The sequence below is a fragment of the Budvicia aquatica DSM 5075 = ATCC 35567 genome, from assembly GCF_000427805.1.
Classification (GTDB): Bacteria; Pseudomonadota; Gammaproteobacteria; order Enterobacterales; family Enterobacteriaceae; genus Budvicia; species Budvicia aquatica.
The window spans coordinates 1-24,538 of record NZ_ATYS01000016.1; the positions used below are offsets into that span (position 1 = coordinate 1).

Below are 24,538 nucleotides of genomic sequence, written 5' to 3' on the forward strand. Positions count from 1 at the left end.
GCCAAGTTTGGCCAGCCCGAAAACCTGTTTAGCCCATGAATAGCAGTCAGAAAGTAACATTTTAAAATCAAGAATGAGAGGAAATATAAAGAAAGATCAACAGACAGAGAAAAAGTTCAAAAAAATCCCCAACGAATAGGTCGGGGACTTGTGTATAAGAGACAGGTTTTTCAACGGGGTGACGAGGGTAATGGTTCCGTGATAACCAGGCGAATCATTGGCTTAAGTTTATTGACGGCCCTTAACTGATCGGCATTACACCACCTTCGGGTAGTTTTTTATTTATAAATCGTGGTGTTGGTGTATCGGTTCATTTCCCGGTTGGTTGGTTGGTTGGTTGGTTGGTTCTTTTCGGAACGGTGATTATTTGCTGAATACTTAGGTGACCGTTTTTGATGGCGACTGCTTATCACATAACACAATATGGCTGATACCATTGCCGGCCCGACTAAAAATGGACGGTCATTACCTGAAATTATCGAACTGATATATCCGAGTATTGCAGCCAATATGGCGATAACAAAAATGGATACATATCTATTTACCGCTAAACGCATTAATAGCCCGCTGGCGATACCAAGCAGAGTAAACGGAATTAACCCCAAGGCCATCGCGGCAATAAAAGGAACGATAAATAATATCATACCTAGAAAACCACTGAAGCCGTCAATGATGCTGGGAAAGGCCGCTAACATACAGCTTAAAAACAGAAGAAGTAGCGGACCGATCACGATATGAAAGAAAATAGTGAAAATCCAAGGGACGTATAACTTTGTTGATTCCACGGTTGCTGTCCATTTACCTGATTTATCATCCTGATGAGTTAAGTGAAGTCTAGAAGAGATTTTGATTTAGGTATAGCTAAAGGTTAAGAATAGGCTAAAGGCGTTTTTTTTATGCTTCGAACGCGCGACTGGCTTGAAAACCCATTCGATAGCATAAAAAAATCCCTGCGCGGTTGCAGGGATAGCATCTTGGTATAGTTGATTTTTTATTATATGCAGTGATATGTAAACCTGCTTGGCATACAATTACATATGAATGATGAATGGGCTAATTAATAATTATTATAAGACAGTCATTATCATTAGAAAGACTGTGGATTAGCCTATTTTATCTCTTTAGCGTGAATATTATTTTTTGCCGGCAACCTCTAAGATAATCTACAGCCAATCAATGCTACTATAGGGCTCACTCACTGAATGAGGTTGGGTAATATGTCTTATTTCAAATTAATTATGGAGAAGCTAAAAGGGCGACTATCAAACGTTACGTGTCCTGTCTGTCATGAAACATCAAATCAGCTAACAACGAAAATTTCACAAAACTTAGTCTTAATTTGTCCACATTGCAGAGCGCTATTTGTTATTCAAAAGGAATAGAAAATGGCGAGACAGGCTTTACGTTGACCGGAGTAATTTGTGACTAGAATTAACGCGATATTGATTGTTGTTTAGCTATTCTTATCCTGATTTCTTGCAACCATCATTCTCAATTTTATTGATAATATAAGACATGTACGATTGAGCGTTTTTTTGAGAGTTAGTTGAATTTATTTGATTAGAGGCGTGTTCGGAATAGCATTTGCTCTGTTCATGCGTCGGGTTTTTTAATAGTTCAAATGCTAATAAACAGGTTGCAACAGTTGCTACGATGATAACTACAATGACAGATAAATCGAAAGGTTTTATTTTCATTTAACATTCCATTGCTAGCCATCCGATTTGTTCCTATCTAATTCTACAGTACGAAATCATTGCTATGGATCGATTTTATCTATTGCTGAAATAGGCTGTGACTATTAAGAATGCTTTCCTATATTTCATGGTTTAGTTTGATTTATTTTTTAATTATTTGATTTTATTTGTTTTTATTGAAAAATCATACCCAAAGTTCAACAGCGCGTTGAACCGGGTGACAGGCATTTTTAGAGTATGGCTAATTGGCAGGCAGGCTTTGACGGGGGTGATTATTTTTGCGGAACGTCAGTAGAGACCGGCGGTTTAGATTCACCAGAAAAATACGGTTTAAACTCGTCATAACCCCAGAATAAGAGAGCTAAAATTATTGCCGCAATGGTCATTTTTGATAATTTCATCGTATATTTCCTTGTTAAGTAAGGTACTTGCCACCATGCCCAATTTGATTGATACATCGGTTAGATGTTGTGGTAGCTGGCTATGATTGCCATGGCGGCTAGCATACCTAAACCCGGGCTAAAATTGTATTTCTTATTACTGGGATTAATGTGTTAGGTGAATAATGATTTTTAACAAAGCGTTTAACGCCGCTATTGGGCTGCAGTAAAACGGATAATCATTTGCTTTATATGAGTTCTAATAAATAAAACGCCGACATGTAAGCCAGCGTTTTATTTAAGCCTCAAACATTAAAGAATGTAGGCTTTGATAACTCGTTTACCAGAGTATTAAAACGAGAAAACAGGGATTTGACAGTTTTCATAACAGATTCTCCTCTTATGTTTAATGTGATAAATATCACAAACTCAACCAATGAGTGTGATTTTAGTCACAAAAAAAATTAGGTCAAGAGGCGCAAAAAACCAGGTTTATTAAGGATGTAAATTAAAATAGACGAGATGGACATTTAATCATACAGATGCATTTTATACAGACGATCGCCTGTAAATGAAAATAAACAATTGACGGCTTAATCGTTATTTAATAAATTATATAGCGATTAAGTAAATCCTCACCGATAGCTTAATTTATTAACTGTTAAATTGCTCACTTCGCCCTGACACACATCGGGGCTTTTTCTTTTTACTTTCAAGCAACTTGCTCTGATAACGCGCTAGCGAACCCATTCCATCCAGTCAGCGACTAAGTAAAACACCGTGCAAAATAGCGTGAGTGCGGTAGTTTGTTTGATCTTTTCCATCATAGTTTTCTCTGTTAACCTTGAGGTATTACACTCAATAATAATCTTTAGTTATTATTTGTATTGGGTTATTTTTATAAGTTATTTGAAGTTTGATTCGGCTCATGTTTGTTTGGTTTTTTTAACTGTTTTTTCAATCAATGAGTAACAATGTTGTAACCTGAAGTTATCATCTTGCATGCCATAGCTGTAAAAACTAGTCAGAGAGCCTTAACCAGCGCTGGTGAACTTGCCTGCCAATATCCTATAAATAGCCTGTTAGCCAATTATTTAATGGATTAGCGTTTTTTATGGTTAAATACGAATATCGTGTTGATATGGATATTGAATAACAAAGGATAATTGCGTGAAAAAAACAATCTTAGCATTAACATTAGTCATGGTTTTTCCTGCTATGGCGGAAGATGCGACCGTTATGAAAGAGAGTGTTAAAAGTGTTGTTACGGGAGTTATTTCTGCCGGAAAAGATGCACTTAGCGGTGTTAAAGATGGCGTTGATGATGGTCGAAAAACGGGTGTTAGCGTTGATGGCGCTGTGATCGTTACTGATAAAGAAGAACTGAATAAATTTATTGCAGTGTCCGTATTATCAGTAACAAAAGTGGCTGATGAAGAGTATGAAGTTACGCTGGCCTTACGTAACAACTCAGATAAAGCCGTACGTTTGAGCAATTTGAATGAGGCTAAATCATTAGTACTGCTTGATGTAGCCGGTTTTGCTTCAGTATTAAAAACCCCGCTGCTACCCGGTGAATCTGATATTACGATCCCTGATAATGCAGCAGTGAAAGCGCGTTATGTTTTTGCAAAAGTTGAGGATGCACCGGCTACGTTGCGCATTTATGGTATGGATGTGGCGGTACCGGCAGCAAAAAATAAGTAATTTATTAAGACATACCCGTCGTATAGCAACTTGCAATATGACGGGTATAGCTACTCTTGCACAAGTGACTTATTAACCGGCTAGCCATATTTGTTTTATCTTAGTAACATCCCTTCGATATTTGTGTATGAGCCATAATCATGACATTCGACCTGTTTGAGAATCAGGAACTGCCGCCTTTGGGCAAGGAGCATCTGGCTCCCGGAGCCGTACTTTTGCGCGCTTTCGCCTATGCAGATGCCGCTTTGATATTGGAACAGATGGCTTTGATTTCGGCTCGTTCTCCATTTCGTCATATGACTACGCCCGGCGGGTATGATATGTCAGTAGCAATGACTAACTGCGGGAACTATGGTTGGGTTACAGACCGACGGGGCTACCGCTATACTGACAGAGATCCGATAACCCAAAACTGCTGGCCGGAAATGCCAAATACTTTTTATCAGTTGGCGATTAATGCCGCGCGGGAAGGGGGCTTTGACCAATTTCAGCCGGACGTTTGTTTGATTAATCGCTATGCCGTTGGTGCTAAAATGTCTTTGCATCAGGACAAGGATGAGACTGATTTTGCACAACCAATCGTTTCTTTATCATTTGGACTACCCGCTATTTTTCAGTTCGGGGGAATGCTTAGGTCTGATACGCTGAAAAAAGCTCTCTTGACTCATGGTGATGTGGTGGTTTGGGGGGGAGATTCCCGCTTAGTTTACCATGGGATATTACCTGTTAAAGACGGAGATCATCGGCTAACCGGACCTTATCGTATTAATATGACGTTTCGCCAATCCGGTTAACATATTTAAATTTCCTTCTTCTATAATACGACTGAATAGCTTATTTATAGTCAATTAGATAGAGCAGGCAGCAGAAGACTGTTTTATCATTTTCATTGCGGGAGTCTGTTACCAATGGCCGGTTTACCTTTATTGTTATTTCTTATTTTTCCTGCCGTTGTGGCACTGTTGGTGCGCTTTGTCTCTAAGCTGATCAATAAACCTGTCGCCTTTTTTCCGGTATTTTTAACGGCATCGTTTATCAGTATCTGCGCTTCGCTAATCTATATTGCGATTGCTATTTTCCGTAACTTTTAAATCTATTGTCCGAGTTATTTTAGGATGTAAAAAAGCCATCATTAAGATGGCTTTTCAGATTGCTGACAAACCTCAAATACTAAAATTTAGGTGTTAAAAAACTTAAACGTAGGGAGAGCTTTCCGTTGGGGTCGTAGCAACTTTAGTTGCCGGAGGGCCCCTAGGAAAGGTAGGCCCGGAGCCCTCAAAGCTCAAAACCTCGCCCTTCGGCCGATAGAAAAAATAAATATTCCAATAATGATTATGCGGACGAAATTTGCACTGAAATCAAATTAGATCACTTTGTCATTAGTCTGAAAAGCCATCATTAAGATGGCTTTTTCGTATAGCTCAACCAAACTATCGTTAATGATCAGGCTGTTGGCGTAATTCTTCTACGTGCTTTTCGGTAATATCTTCAGGCTGCCCGCCCCAGGTTGCGCGTAAGTAGTTAACCAGATCTGCTATCTCTTTATTACTGAGCCTATGGCTGAATCCAGGCATACTTTGCATGCTTTCATTATTAGGAAAGTTTTGGGCCGGAAGTCCGTCCAGAATTGATACAACCAGGTTGCGTGCATCAGGCTGGCGAAGCGTTGTATTTCCATCCATGGCCACGGCAACGTGCGGCTTACCTTCACCGTCGAGGGAGTGGCATCCGGCACATTGATTTAAATAGGTAAGCCGTCCGTTATTGTTACCCTGTGTTGCAGTCATCTTCGCTGGCTCTGGTGCCTTATCTCCCATCAGATAGGTTGTCAGGGCTAATGCATCTTCCTTGGTCAAAAAGCGGGTGCTTAAATCAATAACGGTATGCATTTCACTGAACGCGGTTGCTTTATCGGTAATGCCCGTTGATAAAAACTGATTCATTGTGGTCGTTGTCCAGCCTCGGGCGGCCAAACTATCAGGGGTAATATCAGGTGCAATAAAACGCCCAAGATTTCCCCCCGCCATTGGATTATCGCTTTCAACTTGACCAAGCACACCTCTGGGAGTGTGGCATTCGCCGCAGTGACCCAGTGCATTGCTTAGGTAACGGCCCCTATGCCATAGGTCTGAATTACCTTCAGAGCTGGCTTTGATCGGTTGGTCATCCAAAAATAGTAGATTCCAACCAATAAGCGCCATTCTTTGATTGTATGGGAAAGGAAGTTTATTTTCGGGCGGTGATTGATTCACCGGGGTTCGCGTCATTAGGTAGGCATACATATCATCAGAATCTTGGCGTGTTATCTCTTTAAACGAGGTATAGGGCATCGCCGGATAAAGATGTCGACCACCGGGGGCGATACCTTTAGTTAATGCATTATAAAAGTCATCACTGGTCCAGCGACCAATACCCGCATCAGGATCTGGCGTAATATTGGTTCCATATAGCGTACCAAATGGGGTATCTAGTGGTACCCCTCCGGCCAATGGTGCTCCTCCAGCGGCGGTATGACAGGCTTCGCAGTCGGCGGCTTTGGTTAAGTAATAACCTCGAGTGATTTGTTCAGCATTGGCTTTCACCGTTTGGACTGGCCCGTCATAAGTTCGATTTTCACGCCACCAGAGCAGGGCTATGGCGATAATCGCGATAACAATAATGCCAAGAAAGAAGCGTTTCATTATACCGCCTCCTTAATTAATCCAGGGGTCTTCAATACGACGTCTTTAACGGCTTCATAGTAGCGAACATAGCCAGTACAACGACAGATATGATTTTCCAGAGCTTGAGATATCGCCTGTTCCAGCTCCTCCGGTAAAATAGGGTTTTTCTGTAGACGTTCAATAAATAACGTTGCGGCATTAACGAAACCGGGAGTGCAATAGCCGCATTGAAAACTATAGTGCTCCATAAAGGCTTGTTGAATCGGTGACAGTTCTACTACCTGATTTTGTTCATTGACTTTTGCCATGCCTTCAACGGTACGGACCTTCTTACCATTGAAGAAATGGGCTCCGGTGATACAGGTTCTGACTTCCTCACTGACGCCGTTATCGTGATCGATAATTGCGACGCAGGCATAACAAATACCTTGGCCGCATCCCAGGCGACAGCCTGTCAGATCTAAGTACTCATGAAGGAAATCAATCATCATTAACCCTTCCGGAACATCTAGCGGGCCATATTGTTTTCCGTTGACAGTCAGGGTTATCGGGCTAGTTTTAAGACTCATAATTGTTCCTCATGAATAGACGGCTTTCCATGAATAGAGAGCACTTCACGAATATTTTCGGCACGTACAGGCAAATCGCGGAAGCGATAACCTGTTGCATGTGCAATAGCATTTACCAGAGCGGCTACGACAGGAATCATAACTACTTCAGCCATACCTTTTGGTGGATCGGTTTCTGATAGCGCGGGAAGGATATCGCCGGTCTGCTTCCAAACCGCAACATCACTGGCTCTTGGCATATGATAGCGGTTGAAGTTCCAGGTTCCGTTGCCCGGACCGTCTTCATATAGCGGCAAATATTCATGTAAAGCATGACCGATTCCCATCGCCAATCCACCCTGAAGCTGACCTGAAACCAGCTCAGGTACAATCAAGTTACCGCACTCCATGATGGAGTGATGGTTGAGTAATTCGACCTGACCGGTAGCGATATCAATAGCAATTTCAGCCAGCGTGCCCACTGCGCTGTAATACGTCACTGCGGCATTATTTCGTTGAGTCGGCGGGTAGAAAACCTGTTGACGATCGAGAGGCGTAAATTGTCCATTGGCGTGGCGAATAGATAAGCCATCAATCGGGAGGTGAACGCTTTGATTATTGATACTAAAATCGGCTTCAGCCCACTGCCAACGGTTAAATACGTGGACAACTGCGCCGGTAATATTGCCCATTTGGTAGGCTTTTTGAGCCAGAATATCCAGGCTGAGGATTTGCATACCATTGGCGGTTAACCCTCCGTCTACCCATCGGGCGTCCTCTTTGCGCACAATATAAGGCGCGGCTTGGCCACCGCCAATTCCCGACTGCCATATAGCCATTGCCGCAGGCCAGATGCTGTGTTCAAAGATTAAACGGGCGGCTTCACGGGTACTATGCGAAAAATAATAGGCTGAATTACTGGCGCTGGATGGTGAACAATAGGAAGGGGACCAGCGCGGATTTTTCTGTAATGTATCCTGCTCTTGCTGCGACATGATATAAGGGTCGCCGCTGGTTTCTACCGGTAGTGACGACCAGTCAGTTACCGAAAAATGTGCTTCATCAGCCGGCTTTCCCAGCCATTGCGCACAGATAACCGACTGAGATGTCGACATACCGGTGCCCATTTCTGCCCCACTGTGATACAGCGTAATTTTGCCGCTTTCACTCAATTCGACGCGGGCAAAAGAGGTTTCAGCTCCGGTACCAAAGTCCTTTTGTACGCAGCCAAAGCCTACCCCGTAGCGTTTGCCGGGATGTTTTTGTTCATACTCGTGTTTATTTTGTTGGCGCTTAAGCCAGATAGGATGAACGGCGGCCTTATTCAGAACTTCATCTGCACGAATTGCTCCGGCAGGAATGGCACCCTGAGTATTTTTCATACCGGATTTAAGCACGTTGCGCAGGCGTAACTCTATCGGGTCGAGTTTGAGTTCTGCTGCGATTTCATCCACCATCATTTCCGTGGCAGCCATACTCTGTAATGTGCCATAGCCGCGTGCGGAACCTGCATCTATGGCTCTGGATGCGATACCGACGGAAGATAAATCGCTATTAGGGAAATAGTAGATGGATTGGGCTGCTGTAGCTCCAACCATGGCGACTGACGGCGTAAAGTTACTGCGTCCGCCGCCGTTGCACACCATTTCTGCGCGCATGGTTTTAAATAAGCCCGATTGGCGATCGACGGCAATGGTGTAATCCATGTCAAAGGCATGACGCTTTAGCGAAGTCTGAAATTGCTCAAATCGGTCATTCGCCAGTCGAACGGGGAATCCGTCACCATAAAGGGCGGCAACTGCACCATAATATGGGAAGTTAAAGTGGTCTTTGGAACCATATCCGACGGTATAACAAGGATGTAAGAAAACGTTTTTTACCGTAGGCAGGCTCTGGCTAAGCATTTTAGGTAGATTCTCTGCCACTTCCTGAGGAGACTGTGTCGGAATAACCAAATGAAGGCTTTGGGTGCCGGCGTCGTACCAGCCGTTCGCATTATCGGGTTCTAATGCGGCAGTATCGATGGATTGAGTGGTATAACGACGCGATAGAACAAACCAATCCTGCGGAGCATTTTGTAGCTGGTCAGCAATATTTGCGGCATAAAACATTCCTTGTGCATCAAGCGCGCCACCTTCTTGACCAACGGGCCATACGGGCAGATGTTTTTTAGTTGCCATCGGGAAGATTGGGCTGTCTTTAAGGCTAGAAAATATGTCATCGTCATTAGGTGTTGCTCCACCAACGCGCACATAGCGGAAGCTTCCCCAGGGATCTCGCTCTAGCGGACCGGTTCTTTTTCCATAACGAACAACTTCATTATGGAATTTAAGTTTATCTTTGGCGAAACGAAAGCGTGCGAAGTCATGATAAATCAATATAGCCACTGCCTGACCTAAGTAGGCTGGCGTTTTCCCGCTTGGCAATAACATGTCAGGGCCATAAAATTCGGGGAAGGCTAAGCCATCTCTGATCAGATCTTCTGCGGTGACTAACCGATCGGGCTGTAAGTCATCACCTAATAATGAGAGATCGATGCCGTCAAACAGGCTATCGGCCTGGGTAACGCGTAAAACAAATGCATGAGCCTGTTGCTGCGGCCAATAGGGTAAATCTTTAGCTCGAATATCACGGGCAAAAACCTTCTTTCCCATGACTTTAGACTGAGCATCGATACGAAACCGAATTCGCTTGTCATGAGGATCCCAATTGGGCGATTGTAGGATCTTATTTTCAAACAGCGCGGCATAGGCACGGCTATAAAGAGGAGCCAGATAAACAGTCACTCCGGCTATAACGGCCATCTTTAAAAACTGACGGCGTGAGGGGTTGAAATTGCTCATCAAAAAATCCTTCTATAAAGATATCGGTTTTTTTGATAATTATGCGCTTATTAACATTAATGTACATAAAATTAACATTAATGAAAAATTAACGTGACGCAATATTAAGTATGAGTATCAGAATTAAGTTGGAGAGAGGGTAGCAAAAAAGCTCACCAGCGAGAGTACGATTGCGCCAGCGATAATTTCTAGCAAAGTGCAGGCGGTAAAACAACGCAAAGTATTAGTGACACCCGGTCGTATTCTCGGCACAAGAATATAGCGATTATAGAGCGCTATTCCGATCATAATTATGACCAGAAAAATTTTAATCCCCAGAAAGCGTTGATAAGGGGATGACCAATGCACAGGGAAGGAACCGAGGATAATGGCGGTATTTATTATTCCGCTGATAATGACTAACAGGACCGCAATATGGCCGAAATTTGAAAATTTTATCATCGCAGAGATAGCATATTTTCGCTTGGTTGGGTCTGACAGGTATCGTAAACACATTAATAGCGGCACCAGGGTGCCAAGCCAATAACCACCGCTCAGTAAATGAATGGCATGGTTAATGGGGTGTACCACACCAAGTAACCCGGTACTTATGGTTACATGACCAACAAAGCCGAGATTAATCAGCAGTGCTGCGGACAATCCGGCTATCAGCTTAAAACGCAGAGAAGGGGAGATAAAAAGACAGAGCGCAGATAACACGCTAAAAAGTAATTGCCACAACCACACCTTACCGAAGGTGGTTTCTAGTACCGCCGCGATTGTTGCAAAATCAATAACATCAACCCAGCCTTCCCCCATTAGCCCGCCTTGGACTGAAACTATTATCGCCGCAGTCAGTAAGTTGGCGATAATTGCATAGTTCAGGCCGTTATTTAGCCGAGAGCCAAGGGCTGTTTTCAACTGTTGGGGTGTTAGAAATACGATAAAGATACTGATGCCAAACATCAGTATCACTGCGCTGAAATGGAATAGCCGGCCTAGAATAAATAGGACTGTAAGGCTCATTTATCAGGGCTTAACGGTAAAACTATAGTTGCCTTTAGTTTTGTGCCCGTCTATCGATACCACGTTCCAGTTAACGTTATATTTTCCCGGTGGAAGGTCACCATTTAAAGGCGCAATAATACGGGTATTATCATTGGCATCTAATAATAATGTGCCAGTTTCAACCGCTGAATTATCTGCACCCGATAACTTAATTTTGCTGAATTTAAGTTCGATCCCCTCAGAAAACTTAAGCGCAATTTCAGACGGTGCCTTTGTCAGAGTGGCCTCCGCTTCAGGTGACTGCTGTTTAAGATGGGCGTGAGCCAATACGGATGCTGATGAAAAACCAAGAATCATAACCAGTGTAAAAGAGAGGGCGCGGAATGCTTGATGTAGTCGTTGAGCTGCCATTTTTATATCCTGAAGACGATAGTGATTATGGATCAAAATATTAACATTCTCGGTGAATATTGTACATAACTGATAACTATTCTCATTAAATTGAGATCGAGGATTTTGATCGGCAGCATAGCATTGCTGTGTTTGTTTTTTTCCCCGTTCTTTTGCGGCATATCGGTTGAAAATTATTTTTTATAGTGACAAATATCTCGATTTAATCTGGAAAAGATATTTTATTGATATTTAATTCTTTATTTATAGGTTTATTGCGATTTTTAATTTTAGTTAAAGTGCATTTTATTGGTTTTAAATTCTAATTGATTGGCTTGATGTTAGGTTATTTGTCTGTAAAATAATTCAGAGTTAACCTGAATCGAATAAATAATCATAATAAAGCGGCCGGGCGTCAATAATATTGATTTTCCGGATAAGTTTTTGTTTGTCGGAGCGGATGCGGCAATGCTTGAAAATTTAGGTGTTATCAATCTCTGGACTTACGTTATCGGTGTTATTTTCATCACCTTGATTCCTGGCCCGAACTCTATTTTTGTACTAACCAGCAGTGCTAAACATGGGGTAAAGGAGGGCTATAAAGCTTCTCTGGGGGTTTTTCTTGGTGATGCGACGTTAATCTTTCTTGCTTATGTCGGTGTAGCTTCTCTGGTCCGAACCTCCCCGATGTTTTTCTCGGTTATAAAATATGCCGGTGCCGCATATCTGTTTTATCTTGGCAGCCGTATCTTATATTCGAGCTTGATTGAAAAAGGCCGTAAGACTGCTGAAGAAATTAAAGTTGCGAAGGATCATACATTCAGAAAGGCATTGCTTCTGAGCTTAACTAATCCTAAGACCATCATTTTTTACGTCTCCTTTTTTGTGCAGTTTGTTAGTCCTGATTATCCCAATACGGCGGTACCGTTCTTTATTTTAGGTAGCATATTAGAAGCGTTTAGCATGCTCTATTTATCGGTGCTGATTTTTAGCGGGGCGACTCTGGCCTCAATGTTAAGACAACGCTATGGTCTGGCCAGACTATCTAACGGCTGTATAGGCACTCTGTTTTTAGCTTTTGGTTTAAAGTTAGCGATGACCAGCTCATAGGGGACTAACTGTTTGACCAGTGGAACCACCTTCGGGTGGTTTTTTTTATTCTGTTATTGGTCAGATAAATAACGAGCAGAACTTACATTTTATGATGGCAGTAACGTTTTATGGTTAAGTTTTTGAAAATAGTATTGTAGCTATGCATATTAAGCGGTATTAAAGATAGCAAATAATATTGATATAAAAAACAGTATACTCGGTGGTTTGCACAGGGAACTGACTTAAAGGGAATGAATAAGCATGAGTATGAAAAGAACGGTATTGGCATCAGTCGTTACTCTAGGGCTAGCTTTAACATTCGGGTTGACCAGCAGCTTGGCTGAGAGCTATCAGGTTTGTGCTGAAAAATATACCGATGTTAGTGGTAATCGTTCAGTGTCATTAACGGACTGCGAGGGGAATAATTATCGCGTTCGTTCCGGAACGGTACGCTCAGGTTCCGATCGGTATCATTCTGGCCGCGGTAGTCGTGGGCAGATAAGCCAAGACGGAGCAAGCTATACCCGAGAGAAATGGTGTGATGACAGCGGATGTTACCGGATCAACAACCAACGAGATATGTGCGTTCTGGAAGTCACCGGCGAACTGGTTGATTGTTACTAAGGCCGTATTTATACCTGTCACTGTTAGCTGAAGAGTATTAATTAAGTCTAAAAGTACTCTTCAGGCCATAATTATTAACGCTTTCCCGTCATACTATACACTCCTGTTCTTAACCATATCACACAGTGAGTCTGTGAGACTGTCAGTATTGGCCTGGTTAATATCAGCGACGCTAGGATTCCATTAGATTGAAGTATTACTGTGTGAGCGGTTATCAAAATAAACCTAGTGATAATCAATTAACGGTGCTGAAATGGTTAGGCGTAACCCATGAAGGAAACGGCACCGGCGATTATAATGATAATTAACAGATTATCTGATGTTAAATTAATCGGCCGTTGATACGATTGTGATAGTTGATTTTTACTTATCTACGGGCTGGTTGGTGTTTTTATATCCAATATTAAGAGAGTTGATGAATATGTGTACTAGAGCATTGATGTTGATGATGATTGTTTCCATCCTTACGGCATGTGGCAGTTTTGCCAGTCGCTTTGAAGGGGGAAACAGTGAGGTCTATTACCCGGGGGTAAAGTATTCAATGGAAAAGGCCAGAAGTGGCTATGGAGGTTTCTATTATTTTGATGTGCCATTCTCTTTTGTTTTTGACACTGTAATGCTGCCAGTTGATGCAATACGTATTGGTACAAACAATTTATAATCGATATTTAGATAAGCGTCTGATATTTAAATCTGTGTTTTCATTTTTAGGAATTTATGCTTAGATGCACTTTTTTATCAAGGGGTTGTAGAATAAAATTGTGGTGTTGGGTAATTTTTACATTCCCAAATAGATTGCGTGTCAATGTTTTCTTATTACGCTAATGAGGTATCTGAAGTTATTTTTCTTTCTATAATCAACTGGATACGCCTTATCTTCTGCTCGGTGATATCACTAATAGCTACCGGTTTGTAACAGCACGAACATATCGCTCCTTGAATATCATTGAGCGTAGTAACTTGGTGATCGGCTCGAAATGATTCACTACCACATTTTGAGCAGTAGAATGTAAATTTAGGAGACATAGCCACCTCGATAAACTTGTTAATTTAATAGATTTATACCATAAGTTATTATTTGTTTCATATGACCTTTAGTACACTTCACTATGGTCGGTTATTTAGTATTTAAATATCGGTTGATATTAAGAGTACTTATTGTAAATGGTTTGTTATATGTGTCTATTTTTTGCTATCAGAGAAAGATTTTTAAAATTTAAAGATCGATAAATAAATGTTTTTGGAATTAATGTCTACTATATTAAATGTTGTTGTAAATATACTCATTTAGTGGTTTATTGCTGGTTTTTACGTCCCTTTATTCTTATCCTTATTTTATTGTTTGTGAAGAACAAAATGGTAGTTTTACTACTAAAATGCCAATGATTGGTTGTTTGTGTGACGGCTATCCGATATTCTGCGTTTTTTATGGAAGGTTTTTCAAATTTTAGTGATATGACGCGCAATTTTACTGTGGTTTTGGTTGTTTTTTGTTCGATTTTTTCATTGGCAACACAGGCTTCTGAATTTAATAAGGTAATTAGTTTTAGTAAGGCAAAAGCGTTGGCGGTAAATATTCATAAAGATACAAGCCAAACCTTTTACTGTGGTTGCCCGATTCAATGGCAGGGGATGAAAGGCGTGCCTGATTTGAAAGCGTGTCAGTATGAAATACGAAAAAATCCTAACCGCGCCCAACGAATAGAATGGGAACACGTAGTACCTGCATGGATGTTTGGCCATCAGCGTCAGTGCTGGCAAAAAGGGGGGCGTAAAAATTGTACTAAAGACCCCGTTTTTAACCTTATGGAAACGGATTTGCATAATCTGCAGCCTGCAATTGGTGAAATTAATGATGACCGCTCTAATTTTCAGTTTAGCCAATGGAACGGGCCTGCAACGCAATACGGGCAGTGCCGGATGAAAATTGACTTTAAAGGTAAGTTAGCCGAACCACCCGAGCGAGCAAGGGGGGCCATTGCCCGTACCTATTTCTATATGAGAGATCGTTATAATTTAAGGCTATCTAAGCAGCAAACCCAACTCTTTGACATATGGAACCAGCGTTACCCGGTGACATCATGGGAATGTGAAAGGAACCGTAGAATATTAAAGGTTCAGGGAAATGACAATTCTTATGTAAGCCACTATTGTCTGCAATAATATCCAGGTAATTTATTATGTTTAACTTCAGATGACATGCTGTTTATTTCTTACATTGTTTAGATATTACCAATCTACTAATTAAGAATAGTTAGTGGTATCATTTCGCCGAACAAAAGTATTGTTCAATTTTAATGGTATTTAACTTTCAAGGAAATGAACTAATGAAATCTACTCGTATTATGCTTTCTGCTGCAATTGCATTATCTGTATTTGCTTTAAGTGCCTGTGGCGAAAAAGAACCAGCCGCAGCTGCTGATAACGGCCTGCCAGCAGAATGTAATGAGTATGTCACTACTGTAAATACCTGCGTGACTAAGCTGAGCAAAGATAATAAAGCCATGGCCGATCAGTTTAAAACTCAGATGGATGCTGCAACTGAATCTTGGAAACAAGTCAGTGATAAAGAAGCGCTGAAAGCGAGCTGTAAAGCTGCTATGGATGCCTTCAAACCAACATTAACTCAGCTAGGCTGCTAATATTGGTTATTACGCCGTAATAGTTACTATTACGGCGTGATTTGTTATCACGATATTTATCAAGCTACTCCCTTCTATCATTAATCTTCGCTTATTCTTAATCGATATTTGTTCTGTTATCTTATTGATAACGGGGCAGGAGTGTTGCCCCGTTTTGGTAAAGCTATTTCGGTTTAAACGCTGTTCCTATAAACGTCAGGTTTGGGTTTCCCCGTTCGATTTGATGGTGAAACATTCTTCGTTCCGCCTTAAGTTCAGCGCTGACCTGTTGCTGTAGCTGCTCTAACCTATGAGCGATTAATAATATAGCTAACTTTTTATTGGCGTGTTGACTGCGCTCTGTCTGCACCTTCACACTAATTCCGGTTGCTATATGGGTTGCACGAATCGCCGAGTCGGTTTTATTGACGTGCTGCCCGCCGGGTCCGGAGGAACGTAATGCTTCAAAATGAATTTTACTTTCCAGATCGGGGTCGCTTTGAGTAAAACGAGCAATACCGATAAACCAGTTTTTACGTGCATGATTAGGTCGATAGGGGCTGCTGCATATCCAGAGCAGTGAGCCACACCAACGTTGAGCAAGCCGTTCAGCAGCTATGCCATCCAGAGAGACTAAAACCGAACGCAGGGTACCTGACTGTCGGCCTGATTCAGATTCCAAGCGATTAATCTCAACGCTGCAGGTATTTGCTTCTTTTATCAGTTGGTGTAATGCCTTACTGACGGCCAGGCAGCACTCATCCGGTCCTTGAGCAGAAGAGAGTTGTAGCAAAATCATTCGCTTTTCTCCCCGCTGGTTTTATAGGTTAACACGGGTTTTAACCGCGCTAATAGCGTGATTAAGCCAGCACCAACCATACTGTCAATAACACTGCTAATAGGCTTGTAAGCCTCCGGCGCTTCCTCATAAATCAGCTGGCGGTCCTGACAAATTACCCTGCTGCCCATGGCCGTTCGGCTAAGTTGAACGGGACTAAAACGTGTAGATAGCCGATCTTTACACTCTGAACGCATCCATTTTCTGCCGGCTCCGTGGGCCAGAGAATATAAGCTGCTGTCGGATGGCTGTGGCATCACCAAATAGCTATAGTCACCTCTGGAACCGGGAATAATAACCGCGCCTCGGTCGGACGGCGTCGCACCTTTTCGATGTAGCCAACCGTTAAGACCTTTGACTTCATATGGCTCAACTAAGTTATGGTTGATATCCAGAAGGGGAGATCCATCGGCTTTTAGCTGCTGGAGCATACGTTCTGCAATTAGTTTGCGATTTAGTTCGGCAAATCGTAAGGCTTGATTATGCTGACGGATGTATTCATCACTCTCTTGACTGTTTTCAACTAAACCGGCATGACTAAAGCGATCGACATGATGGCGTAAAATTGCCTGACCAAGTCCGCGGGAACCGCTATGTGCCAGTAATAGTAAGGCCTTGGTGTTGAGACCGAGTTGCTCAATTGCCTTAACATCGAAGGCTTGATCAATTTGCTGTAGCTCAGCAAAATGGTTACCGCCGCCAATAGAACCTAAAGAGTAATTAAAACTATTTTCCGGCGTTTGCGCTGGCAGATTGTCGGCCAGCCACTCCTGAGTTGCAAAGTCAGCCATATTCTTCAGGCGTTTTTCCAGCTTATCCATATTAGGCCTAATCGCACTAATATCGGTTTGCCATAGGCTCATTCCACAGCCGATGTCATTGCCAACCAGCGCAGGATAAAAACGATTAACCGAAAAGAAAGCCGCCCCGATAGGATAACCTCTGCCGGGATGTAGGTCAGGCATACCTGCGACATAGGTCATATCAGGCAGTGTGGCCGTAGTGTGTAATTGTTGGATCGCATTACCTTCGATCCAGGTGTCATCTGACGCGATTAATGAAACGCACTCAGATAAAGGACGTATAAAATTGCCCATATACCAATCCATATATTGGAGAAAAAATTAAATCGAATTGGCAGGCCGAAGCCAGGGGGAATAACGGGAAGGGTTAACCCTGGATACGCCTGCAAAGGGTATTAAGTTTAGTGTGTTGCATGATATACCTCCTTTGCCAGTGAATAAGAAACAGGGTTTAAATGAAAAACCGGCGCATAATAGACCCGCCATAAATAAATAGCAATCCCTGTTTTTAGTTTTGTTTTACGGTCACTAATAGTGGAGACTCAAATATTGCTTTCGGTGAAATCACCGTTTCATTTAGCGGAACAAATGCGCCATATCGTTCAGTTAATTTTGCCTTCACCGCCGGAGAGCTCAAATTAAACTGTTTGAGTTTTTGTAATTGACCAATCTGTATACCTATCGCATTGGAATAGATTTTCCACACCAGCTCAGAGCAATATTGGCGGCTGTCTGACCATTCAAAAGTTAAGTCATAAGGTTTATTAAGATAGCTTTGAGCGGTATTAAATAATGTATTTTTTTGCTCATCTGTTAGCGACGTTTTAACTCTTTTTATGACATATTTTCCATCAACGCCGCGATCTATCCAATTTTTAATTTCAGTATATTTCACCTTATTAGAGGCTTCAAAAACATAAGGTTTATTATTTTTTATTAAAATAATACCCATATGACTATACACCGAATCGGTTGCCTGCTGTATTGCCTGACTTTGAGATGAGCGGGATGTTTGAAAGATAATATCGCCTTGCTGAGGCGCATAATTATCACTGTGACTCTTAGGGATAGTGAATAGGGTTAACATGGCAATGAAAATCGAACTGATAAGCAGTGCTGTTCTATGGGTAAGGCGGTATTTTTTAATCGTAGTCATTAGAATTTTATTTATCAGGCAAGTGATGTGTTAGTTTTACCGAACTCAGGTGAAGTATGTGTGAAGTCTATTGATTTCTTATGGCGTTTTAAACCTAGCGCCGAAGGCGCTATCTTGGGAGAATGCGATTAGTTTGTGAAGTAGCGCAACTTTCTATCAATACGCAGCGAAATGTTACAATTTAACGGCACTTAAATTGGGCCAGTGCGGTTTTTTTGTTGCTTAGATAAATAGGCTGCTGTAGCGTGGCTCTTTATATATGTGTAGGTATTTTTTAGAGTGACATAGGGATTTTATGACTCTATATGATTTAAAACCTCGGTTTCAGGCATTACTGAGACCTTTATTGAATCGTTTATATCGGGCTGGTGTTACCGCTAATCAGGTTACCTTAGCTGCCTTAGGCTCTTCGATCGTTATTGGTATCGTGCTGGCCGTTTTTCCTTTCTCTTCACTGTTTCTGATACTGCCCATCTTTCTGTTTATCCGTATGGCATTGAATGCTATCGATGGCCTGTTGGCGCGAGAGTATAACCAACAGTCTAAATTAGGCGCACTGCTTAATGAAACCGGGGATGTGCTGTCTGATGCCGCGCTTTATCTTCCTTTTGCTTTGCTACCCGGCGCTATGCCCTGGCTGGTTGTGCTGGCGGTATTTTTATCGGCGCTAACTGAATTTTGTGGCGTACTGGCTCAGACTATTGGTGCATCTCGTCGGTATGATGGCCCGATGGGAAAAAGTGACAGGGCGTTAGTCTTTGGTGCATACGGCTTAGCCATATTTATTTGGCCAATGTTGCAGGAATGGAGCTGGGTACTGTTTTCACTGGTGTCGGTTTTATTAATATGGACCTGTTTCAATCGTTGCCGTCGGGCGTTGGCTGAAGTTCGTTGATAATCAGGGAGTCGTTGAATGAGTCCGATATTAGTTCGTGCGCTGCTGATTCTGTTTGGCTTATTGATTGTCGCTAGTGTGACGATCGCCGTGCTGTCTCGGCGTTCTCCGCAGAAAGACTGGACTGAGCTTCGTCAGCGGATAACCACGTGGTGGTGGATTGTTATTGTCTTTTCATTGGCAATCTCAACGCCACGCGTTATTTCTTTGACTATTTTTGCCATTATCAGTTTTTTAGCGCTCAAAGAGTATTTAACCCTGATCCCAACCCGGCGTTCTGACAATATGCCATTGCTGTGGGCGTATATTGCCATTCCGATTCAATATTTTTGGATTGGTACAGAATGGTACGGCATGTTCTTGGTATTTATTCCGGTCTACGTTTTCTTATTTTTACCAATGCGTATGGTATTGATTGGTAATAATAAAGACTTTTTGCACTCCGCTTCGGTGTTGCACTGGGGGGTGATGACAACCGTTTTTGCTATTAGCCACGTAGCCTATTTAACCGTATTGCCTGATTCAGCGCCTGAAACCGGGCCGCTGTTAGTTATTTTCTTAGTGGCATTAACGGAAAGTAATGATATAGCCCAATATTTATGGGGTAAGTCGTTTGGCCGGATTAAAGTTATTCCTAAAGTCAGCCCGAATAAGACGCTTGAAGGATTGGTTGGCGGCGTTGTGACGACCATGTTTTTTGCCTGGGTCTTAGGGAGCTTCCTGACGCCGTTAACGGCCGGCGAGTCCATTTTTGCCGGGTTATTGATCGGCGTTAGCGGATTTATTGGTGATGTTGTGATGTCGGCCGTGAAACGAGATATCGGCGTTAAAGATTCCGGTAAATTACTTCCCGGACACGGTGGAATTCTCGACCGACTGGATTCACTTATTTATACCGCACCGTTATTTTTCCATTTTCTTTACTACCTGCATTATTAACCGGATTTGGAGTAACGAGAATGAACCGATTTCTTCGTCGAATGTTTGTCGTTTTGGTGGCTTATCCGGTGGTACTGGCATGGCTAGGGGTTTCGGTGGCTAACCGTAAAAATCTGCCAAGGAAAGGACCGGGCATTATTATAGCCAACCACAATAGCCACTTAGACTTATTAACGCTGCTGACGCTTTTTCCACTGTCGATGGTTGATAGAGTCCAGCCGGCCGCTGCGGCTGACTATTTTTTAAAGAATAGATTGTTAGCGTGGTTCGCTACTCGGGTTGTGGGCATTATTCCGGTGGTACGCGGGGGCGATCTTCAACATCACGATCCGTTAGCCGGCTGTGCCGATGCTCTCCGTCAGGGAAATATATTGATTCTTTTTCCTGAAGGAACTCGCGGTGAGCCAGAAAAATTATCAGAATTTAAGTCAGGCCTTTGGTTTCTATGCCAGCAGTTTCCGGAAGTGCCGGTTACCCCGGTCTTTCTGCATGGATTAGGTCGGGCTATGGGAAAGGGTCAGTGGATACCGGTACCTTTTTTTGTTGATGTTCATATTGATGAACCTGTTTACTGTCGCTCAGATAAAACAACGTTTATAACGGATTTAAAGCAACGTTTTGAGCTACTACAAAATAATGCATCTTTAGGGAGAGAAAAATGAGTTTGTCTGAACTGCGTAAAGCAAACGAAGGGATATTCAAAACGTCTGACGATACCGAACTATTTTATCGTTGTTGGCCCCAACAACAGGGAACGCCAGATAAAGCGATTGTTTTGTTTCATCGCGGGCATGAGCATTCAGGTCGTTTGCAGCATATTGTTGATGAACTTGGCATGCCCGACGTTCCTATGTATGCATGGGATGCCCGAGGTCATGGTAAAACGGCCGGTCCGCGTGGCTATAGTCCGAGTATAGGAACCTCCGTTCAGGATATGGATGAGTTTGTTCGCTATGTTTCTCAAGATAGCGGCATTGCGTTAGAAAATATCGTTGTCATTGCTCAAAGCGTCGGCGCCGTTCTGGCTGCAACCTGGGCCCATGATTACGCCCCTAAAATTCGAGGCCTAATCCTGGCGTCTCCGGCATTTAAAGTGAAGCTATACGTGCCGTTTGCCAGAGCCGGTCTGGGTGTGATGCATAAGTTTCGCGGTCTGTTTTATATCAACTCATATGTGAAAGGGAAATACCTGACCCACGACCCGGAGCGGGTTGCCTCATTTAATCAAGACCCGCTAATTACTCGGGCGATTGCAGTTAATATTTTACGTGAGCTGTATACCACCTCAGAACGCATTGTTGCTGATGCCGCCGCCATTACATTACCCGTTCAGTTACTGATTTCTGGTGATGATTATGTCGTTCACCATCAACCTCAACATGACTTTTATCAGCGCTTAAATACCAACTTAAAAGAAAAACATATTCTGGGTGGTTTTTATCACGATACCTTAGGGGAGAAGGACCGCCATCTGGCATTTGAGAAAATCAAAGCCTTTATGGATAAACTATTTTCCATCCCGCCGGTACGCCATGACTACTCTGATGAGGATCGCTGGAGCTATACCGCAGATGAATATCGCGACCTGCAGGCTCCGTTGCCTCACTATTCTATTAAACGTTATTACTATAAAGGCCTTACCTCCGGAATGGCGACCCTGGGCAAGGCTTCTAAAGGCGTTGAAATTGGTTTTGAAACCGGGTTCGATTCCGGGAGTACGTTGGACTATGTTTACCGTAATCATCCGCAGGGCAAAGGCCCGATAGGGCGCTTTATTGATAAGCAGTATCTTAATAGCATTGGCTGGCGGGGAATTCGCCAGAGAAAAGTCAATATAGAGAAACTCATTCGCCAGGCTATCGAAGAACTTAAGTCGCGTAATATGCCGGTGAGTATTGTTGATATTGCCGCAGGCCATGGGCGCTATGTTCTTGACGCCATCGGTGATGCACAAGATATAGATTCTATTTTATTAAGAGACTATAGCGAGCTGAATGTTGAACAGGGGCAAAAGATGATCGCCGAAAGGCATCTGACCGATAAAGCTAACTTTGTGGTGGGCAATGCCTTTGATCGGCAAAGCCTGGCTGAGTTAGATCCTAAACCAACATTAGGGATTGTTTCCGGTCTCTATGAGCTGTTTCCGGAAAATGAAAACGTACAGGCGTCACTGATGGGGTTATCGGATGCTATTCCTGTTGGCGGGCTCCTGGTTTATACCGGTCAGCCATGGCACCCCCAGTTGGAGATGATAGCCCGATCTTTGACCAGCCACCAAAGCGGCAAGCCTTGGGTCATGCGTCGACGGACTCAGGGTGAAATGGATAGCATGGTTGAACGGGCCGGCTTTGTGAAACAGGTTCAATTAATTGATGATTGGGGCATTTTTAGCGTTTCAATTGCTAGGCGTGTTAAGTAACTTTTGGCCTTTAATCAGGGCGTATTAAGCAAATAATACGCCCTGCAGACTGTCGTGTTTATATAACAGCAACTGTCGCCAAATATGATTGAGTGTCCCGGATGAATCAACGATTACAGAATATGGACTCCCGCCGTCGGCTTTGGACGATAGCGTTTGTGTGGCTGCTTTTTTTAGCGCCATACTTTTTTTTGACTTATGGACAAGTTAACCAGTTTACGGCGACCCGCGATGATGTTTCTACGTTGGTTTTCAGCTGGGAATCATCCATTCCATTTTGGCCATGGACCATTGTTCCTTACTGGAGCATCGATTTGTTATATGGCATTTCTCTGTTTATTTGTACTACCCGTCGTGAATTGATGGTCCATGGCTGTCGTTTGGCTTTAGCATCGCTAGTGGCATGTGCCGGCTTTTTAATCTTTCCGCTACGTTTTAGCTTTGTCAGACCGGTGACAGACGGCCCGTTTGGGTGGCTATTCCAGCAGCTTGAAATGTTTGATTTGCCTTATAATCAAGCGCCGTCATTGCACATCATTTTACTGTGGCTTCTATGGCTGCGCTTTTATCCTCACGTGGCAACAAAATGGCGTTGGTTATTACACGGTTGGTTTGCCCTGATCGGCATTTCGGTATTAACCACCTGGCAGCATCATTTTATTGATATTGTCACCGGTCTGTTTGCCGGAGTACTGGTTAGCTACGTATTACCCATAGCTTCCCGATGGAAATGGCAACCGAGTAAAGATCCCTTTGCCCGCCGTTTAGCGGGTTACTATTTGCTAGGTTCAGCAATGCTCACGCTTTGCGGATGGCTGTTTGGCGGAGGATATTGGCTATTATTGTGGCCGGCGATGGCGTTACTGATGGTTGCATTGGGGTATGTCGGACTGGGCAGCAGCATATTTCAAAAATCACCGTCGGGGCGTATATCACCGTCAGCCAGAATATTATTGGCGCCTTATCAGTTAGGTGCATGGTGTTCATTTCTCTATTTCAGTGCCAAGAATGAGCGAGTGAGTGAAGTGGTTTCCGGCGTTTTGCTGGGGAGCTATCCGCGCCACCATTTGTTAGCTGATGCTGTTCTTGATATGACATCAGAATGGCAAAAGAGCCGTTATGCGGCGCCACTGAGCTATCAAGCCTGCCCGCAGATGGATTTACTCGCTCCGGATGTTGAAGCCTTAGAACGGGCTGTATTGGCGTTAAATCAGTTAAAGCCAGCAGGGGTCGTATTGGTCCATTGTGCTCTGGGGTTATCTCGCAGTGCGATCGTCGTGGCAGCCTGGTTGATTAAGCAACATTATGCCAGTAGCGTGGATGAATCAATTGCCATAATACGCAAGGCAAGGCCGGGCGTTATCTTCAGGACCTCTCACCGTGATGTTCTGAATCAATGGGTTAGTCAATATTCTGCGGGGGCCCGAGATGTTGGATAATATTGTTGCCGGCAAGGTGCTGATTGCGACCTTAAACAGCTGGCGCTATCTGGCCGGATTGTCACTATTTGGCATGCTATGTTCTTTAATGCTATTTCTGTTTGGTGATAGCGTTACCTTGTTATTTCTACTGAGCTTATCGTTTGGAATATTGTGCCAATATTTTTGTTGGCGGCTATGGTTGGACTGTAGATTGTTCGGCATCCTTTACCAATCTCCAACTGAAAGTCACAGTTTTGATACCGCGATCAATATGCTATGGAATAAGAATGGTGATAATACTCGCAGCCTGACATCTCGCTGGATTGGCGCGCGAGGGCAGCTTCGATTTGGTGGTATTGCACTACTTGTGCAGTGGTTAATCATAATATTGTCTGTGGCGGTCAGTCGCTTCTGAGTTGATAAGATTCGATTGTTTTAATCTGTTACATTTCAAAATTGTGGTTGAACAGTATTTATCGTACAAAGAAAGTAGGGTTAATTGCGTCGAGCAATCG

At 43.0% G+C, this 24,538-nt stretch carries 26 protein-coding genes; 15 read left to right on the forward strand and 11 right to left on the reverse strand.

Annotated elements, in window-relative coordinates; translation table 11 throughout:
- Nucleotides 1-278 precede the first annotated feature (278 nt).
- The gene (locus YWE_RS31380) at nucleotides 279-785 is read right to left on the reverse strand and encodes a hypothetical protein (RefSeq protein ID WP_029093957.1); all 507 of its coding nucleotides are present in this window, start codon (nucleotides 783-785) and stop codon (nucleotides 279-281) included.
- 432 nt (nucleotides 786-1,217) lie between these two features.
- On the opposite strand from YWE_RS31380, the gene YWE_RS31870 reads away from it, so the two are divergent.
- The gene (locus YWE_RS31870) at nucleotides 1,218-1,382 is read left to right on the forward strand and encodes a YnfU family zinc-binding protein (RefSeq protein ID WP_218046365.1); all 165 of its coding nucleotides are present in this window, start codon (nucleotides 1,218-1,220) and stop codon (nucleotides 1,380-1,382) included.
- Nucleotides 1,383-1,463: 81 nt separating this feature from the next.
- Here the strand turns inward: YWE_RS31870 and YWE_RS0107425 are convergent, their stop codons facing one another.
- The gene (locus tag YWE_RS0107425) at nucleotides 1,464-1,697 is read right to left on the reverse strand and encodes a hypothetical protein (RefSeq protein ID WP_029093958.1); all 234 of its coding nucleotides are present in this window, start codon (nucleotides 1,695-1,697) and stop codon (nucleotides 1,464-1,466) included.
- Nucleotides 1,698-1,969: 272 nt separating this feature from the next.
- Complete coding sequence (locus tag YWE_RS31645; RefSeq protein WP_255324451.1) at nucleotides 1,970-2,098, reverse strand: hypothetical protein; 129 nt, start codon at nucleotides 2,096-2,098, stop codon at nucleotides 1,970-1,972.
- Between the two features lie 1,149 nt (nucleotides 2,099-3,247).
- On the opposite strand from YWE_RS31645, the gene YWE_RS0107435 reads away from it, so the two are divergent.
- From YWE_RS0107435 to YWE_RS0107445, 3 genes are all read left to right on the forward strand, one after another.
- Entirely contained in the window at nucleotides 3,248-3,784 is a 537-nt protein-coding gene (locus tag YWE_RS0107435; RefSeq protein WP_029093959.1) for a hypothetical protein, read from the forward strand.
- A 140-nt stretch (nucleotides 3,785-3,924) separates the two neighbouring features.
- Nucleotides 3,925-4,578, forward strand: a complete 654-nt coding sequence (alkB, locus tag YWE_RS0107440) for a DNA oxidative demethylase AlkB (RefSeq protein WP_029093960.1) — start codon at nucleotides 3,925-3,927, stop codon at nucleotides 4,576-4,578.
- Nucleotides 4,579-4,692: 114 nt separating this feature from the next.
- The gene (locus tag YWE_RS0107445; RefSeq protein WP_029093961.1) at nucleotides 4,693-4,875 is read left to right on the forward strand and encodes a hypothetical protein; all 183 of its coding nucleotides are present in this window, start codon (nucleotides 4,693-4,695) and stop codon (nucleotides 4,873-4,875) included.
- 345 nt (nucleotides 4,876-5,220) lie between these two features.
- On the opposite strand, the gene YWE_RS0107450 is transcribed toward YWE_RS0107445, so the two are convergent.
- The 5 genes from YWE_RS0107450 to copC all read right to left on the reverse strand — a co-directional run bounded on the left by YWE_RS0107450 (nucleotide 5,221) and on the right by copC (nucleotide 11,236).
- Nucleotides 5,221-6,468: a c-type cytochrome gene (locus tag YWE_RS0107450; RefSeq protein ID WP_029093962.1), complete on the reverse strand. Its 1,248-nt coding sequence runs from the start codon at nucleotides 6,466-6,468 to the stop codon at nucleotides 5,221-5,223.
- Nucleotides 6,465-7,016: a (2Fe-2S)-binding protein gene (locus YWE_RS0107455; protein WP_029093963.1), complete on the reverse strand. Its 552-nt coding sequence runs from the start codon at nucleotides 7,014-7,016 to the stop codon at nucleotides 6,465-6,467. The genes YWE_RS0107450 and YWE_RS0107455 overlap by 4 nt, the downstream gene beginning before the upstream one ends.
- The gene (locus YWE_RS26875) at nucleotides 7,013-9,838 is read right to left on the reverse strand and encodes a xanthine dehydrogenase family protein molybdopterin-binding subunit (RefSeq protein ID WP_051323244.1); all 2,826 of its coding nucleotides are present in this window, start codon (nucleotides 9,836-9,838) and stop codon (nucleotides 7,013-7,015) included. Before YWE_RS26875 ends, YWE_RS0107455 begins: the two co-directional genes overlap by 4 nt.
- Before the next feature lie 123 nt (nucleotides 9,839-9,961).
- Nucleotides 9,962-10,843 carry a copper homeostasis membrane protein CopD gene (gene copD, locus YWE_RS0107470; protein ID WP_029093964.1) on the reverse strand — a complete coding sequence of 294 codons (882 nt, stop codon included), beginning with the start codon at nucleotides 10,841-10,843 and terminating at the stop codon, nucleotides 9,962-9,964.
- Nucleotides 10,844-10,846: 3 nt separating this feature from the next.
- Nucleotides 10,847-11,236 carry a copper homeostasis periplasmic binding protein CopC gene (gene copC / locus YWE_RS0107475; RefSeq protein WP_029093965.1) on the reverse strand — a complete coding sequence of 130 codons (390 nt, stop codon included), beginning with the start codon at nucleotides 11,234-11,236 and terminating at the stop codon, nucleotides 10,847-10,849.
- A gap of 447 nt (nucleotides 11,237-11,683) precedes the next feature.
- Between copC and leuE the strand changes: the two genes are divergently transcribed.
- The 5 genes from leuE to YWE_RS26880 all read left to right on the forward strand — a co-directional run bounded on the left by leuE (nucleotide 11,684) and on the right by YWE_RS26880 (nucleotide 15,573).
- On the forward strand, nucleotides 11,684-12,325 hold the full coding sequence (gene leuE / locus YWE_RS0107480; protein WP_029093966.1) for a leucine efflux protein LeuE: 642 nt from the start codon (nucleotides 11,684-11,686) through the stop codon (nucleotides 12,323-12,325).
- Nucleotides 12,326-12,568: 243 nt separating this feature from the next.
- Complete coding sequence (locus YWE_RS0107485; RefSeq protein WP_029093967.1) at nucleotides 12,569-12,931, forward strand: hypothetical protein; 363 nt, start codon at nucleotides 12,569-12,571, stop codon at nucleotides 12,929-12,931.
- A gap of 439 nt (nucleotides 12,932-13,370) precedes the next feature.
- Nucleotides 13,371-13,592 (forward strand): YceK/YidQ family lipoprotein, encoded by a 222-nt coding sequence (locus YWE_RS0107495; RefSeq protein ID WP_029093968.1) that lies wholly within the window; start codon nucleotides 13,371-13,373, stop codon nucleotides 13,590-13,592.
- Nucleotides 13,593-14,386: 794 nt separating this feature from the next.
- Nucleotides 14,387-15,094, forward strand: a complete 708-nt coding sequence (endA, locus tag YWE_RS0107500; protein ID WP_029093969.1) for a deoxyribonuclease I — start codon at nucleotides 14,387-14,389, stop codon at nucleotides 15,092-15,094.
- Between the two features lie 164 nt (nucleotides 15,095-15,258).
- Entirely contained in the window at nucleotides 15,259-15,573 is a 315-nt protein-coding gene (locus YWE_RS26880) for a DUF5339 family protein (protein ID WP_051323245.1), read from the forward strand.
- 163 nt (nucleotides 15,574-15,736) lie between these two features.
- Here YWE_RS26880 and prfH read toward each other — a convergent pair whose 3' ends face one another.
- From prfH to YWE_RS0107520, 3 genes are all read right to left on the reverse strand, one after another.
- Entirely contained in the window at nucleotides 15,737-16,351 is a 615-nt protein-coding gene (prfH, locus tag YWE_RS0107510; protein ID WP_029093970.1) for a peptide chain release factor H, read from the reverse strand.
- Nucleotides 16,348-17,487, reverse strand: coding sequence for an RNA ligase RtcB family protein (locus tag YWE_RS0107515; protein WP_029093971.1), 1,140 nt, complete (start codon nucleotides 17,485-17,487; stop codon nucleotides 16,348-16,350). Before YWE_RS0107515 ends, prfH begins: the two co-directional genes overlap by 4 nt.
- Nucleotides 17,488-17,701: 214 nt before the next feature.
- Nucleotides 17,702-18,349 carry a YiiX family permuted papain-like enzyme gene (locus YWE_RS0107520; RefSeq protein WP_084167024.1) on the reverse strand — a complete coding sequence of 216 codons (648 nt, stop codon included), beginning with the start codon at nucleotides 18,347-18,349 and terminating at the stop codon, nucleotides 17,702-17,704.
- Nucleotides 18,350-18,644: 295 nt separating this feature from the next.
- Here YWE_RS0107520 and YWE_RS0107525 point away from each other — a divergent pair, with 295 nt between their 5' ends.
- The 6 genes from YWE_RS0107525 (at nucleotide 18,645) to YWE_RS26885 (ending at nucleotide 24,438) form a co-directional block, all read left to right on the forward strand.
- Nucleotides 18,645-19,244: a CDP-alcohol phosphatidyltransferase family protein gene (locus YWE_RS0107525; protein WP_029093973.1), complete on the forward strand. Its 600-nt coding sequence runs from the start codon at nucleotides 18,645-18,647 to the stop codon at nucleotides 19,242-19,244.
- An 18-nt stretch (nucleotides 19,245-19,262) separates the two neighbouring features.
- Nucleotides 19,263-20,183, forward strand: coding sequence for a phosphatidate cytidylyltransferase (locus tag YWE_RS0107530; RefSeq protein ID WP_029093974.1), 921 nt, complete (start codon nucleotides 19,263-19,265; stop codon nucleotides 20,181-20,183).
- Between the two features lie 20 nt (nucleotides 20,184-20,203).
- Nucleotides 20,204-20,845 carry a lysophospholipid acyltransferase family protein gene (locus YWE_RS0107535; RefSeq protein ID WP_029093975.1) on the forward strand — a complete coding sequence of 214 codons (642 nt, stop codon included), beginning with the start codon at nucleotides 20,204-20,206 and terminating at the stop codon, nucleotides 20,843-20,845.
- Nucleotides 20,842-22,602, forward strand: a complete 1,761-nt coding sequence (locus YWE_RS0107540) for a bifunctional alpha/beta hydrolase/class I SAM-dependent methyltransferase (RefSeq protein ID WP_029093976.1) — start codon at nucleotides 20,842-20,844, stop codon at nucleotides 22,600-22,602. Before YWE_RS0107535 ends, YWE_RS0107540 begins: the two co-directional genes overlap by 4 nt.
- A gap of 101 nt (nucleotides 22,603-22,703) precedes the next feature.
- Entirely contained in the window at nucleotides 22,704-24,041 is a 1,338-nt protein-coding gene (locus YWE_RS0107545) for a phosphatase PAP2/dual specificity phosphatase family protein (RefSeq protein ID WP_029093977.1), read from the forward strand.
- Nucleotides 24,031-24,438 (forward strand): hypothetical protein, encoded by a 408-nt coding sequence (locus YWE_RS26885; RefSeq protein ID WP_036015443.1) that lies wholly within the window; start codon nucleotides 24,031-24,033, stop codon nucleotides 24,436-24,438. Before YWE_RS0107545 ends, YWE_RS26885 begins: the two co-directional genes overlap by 11 nt.
- Nucleotides 24,439-24,538 lie beyond the last annotated feature (100 nt).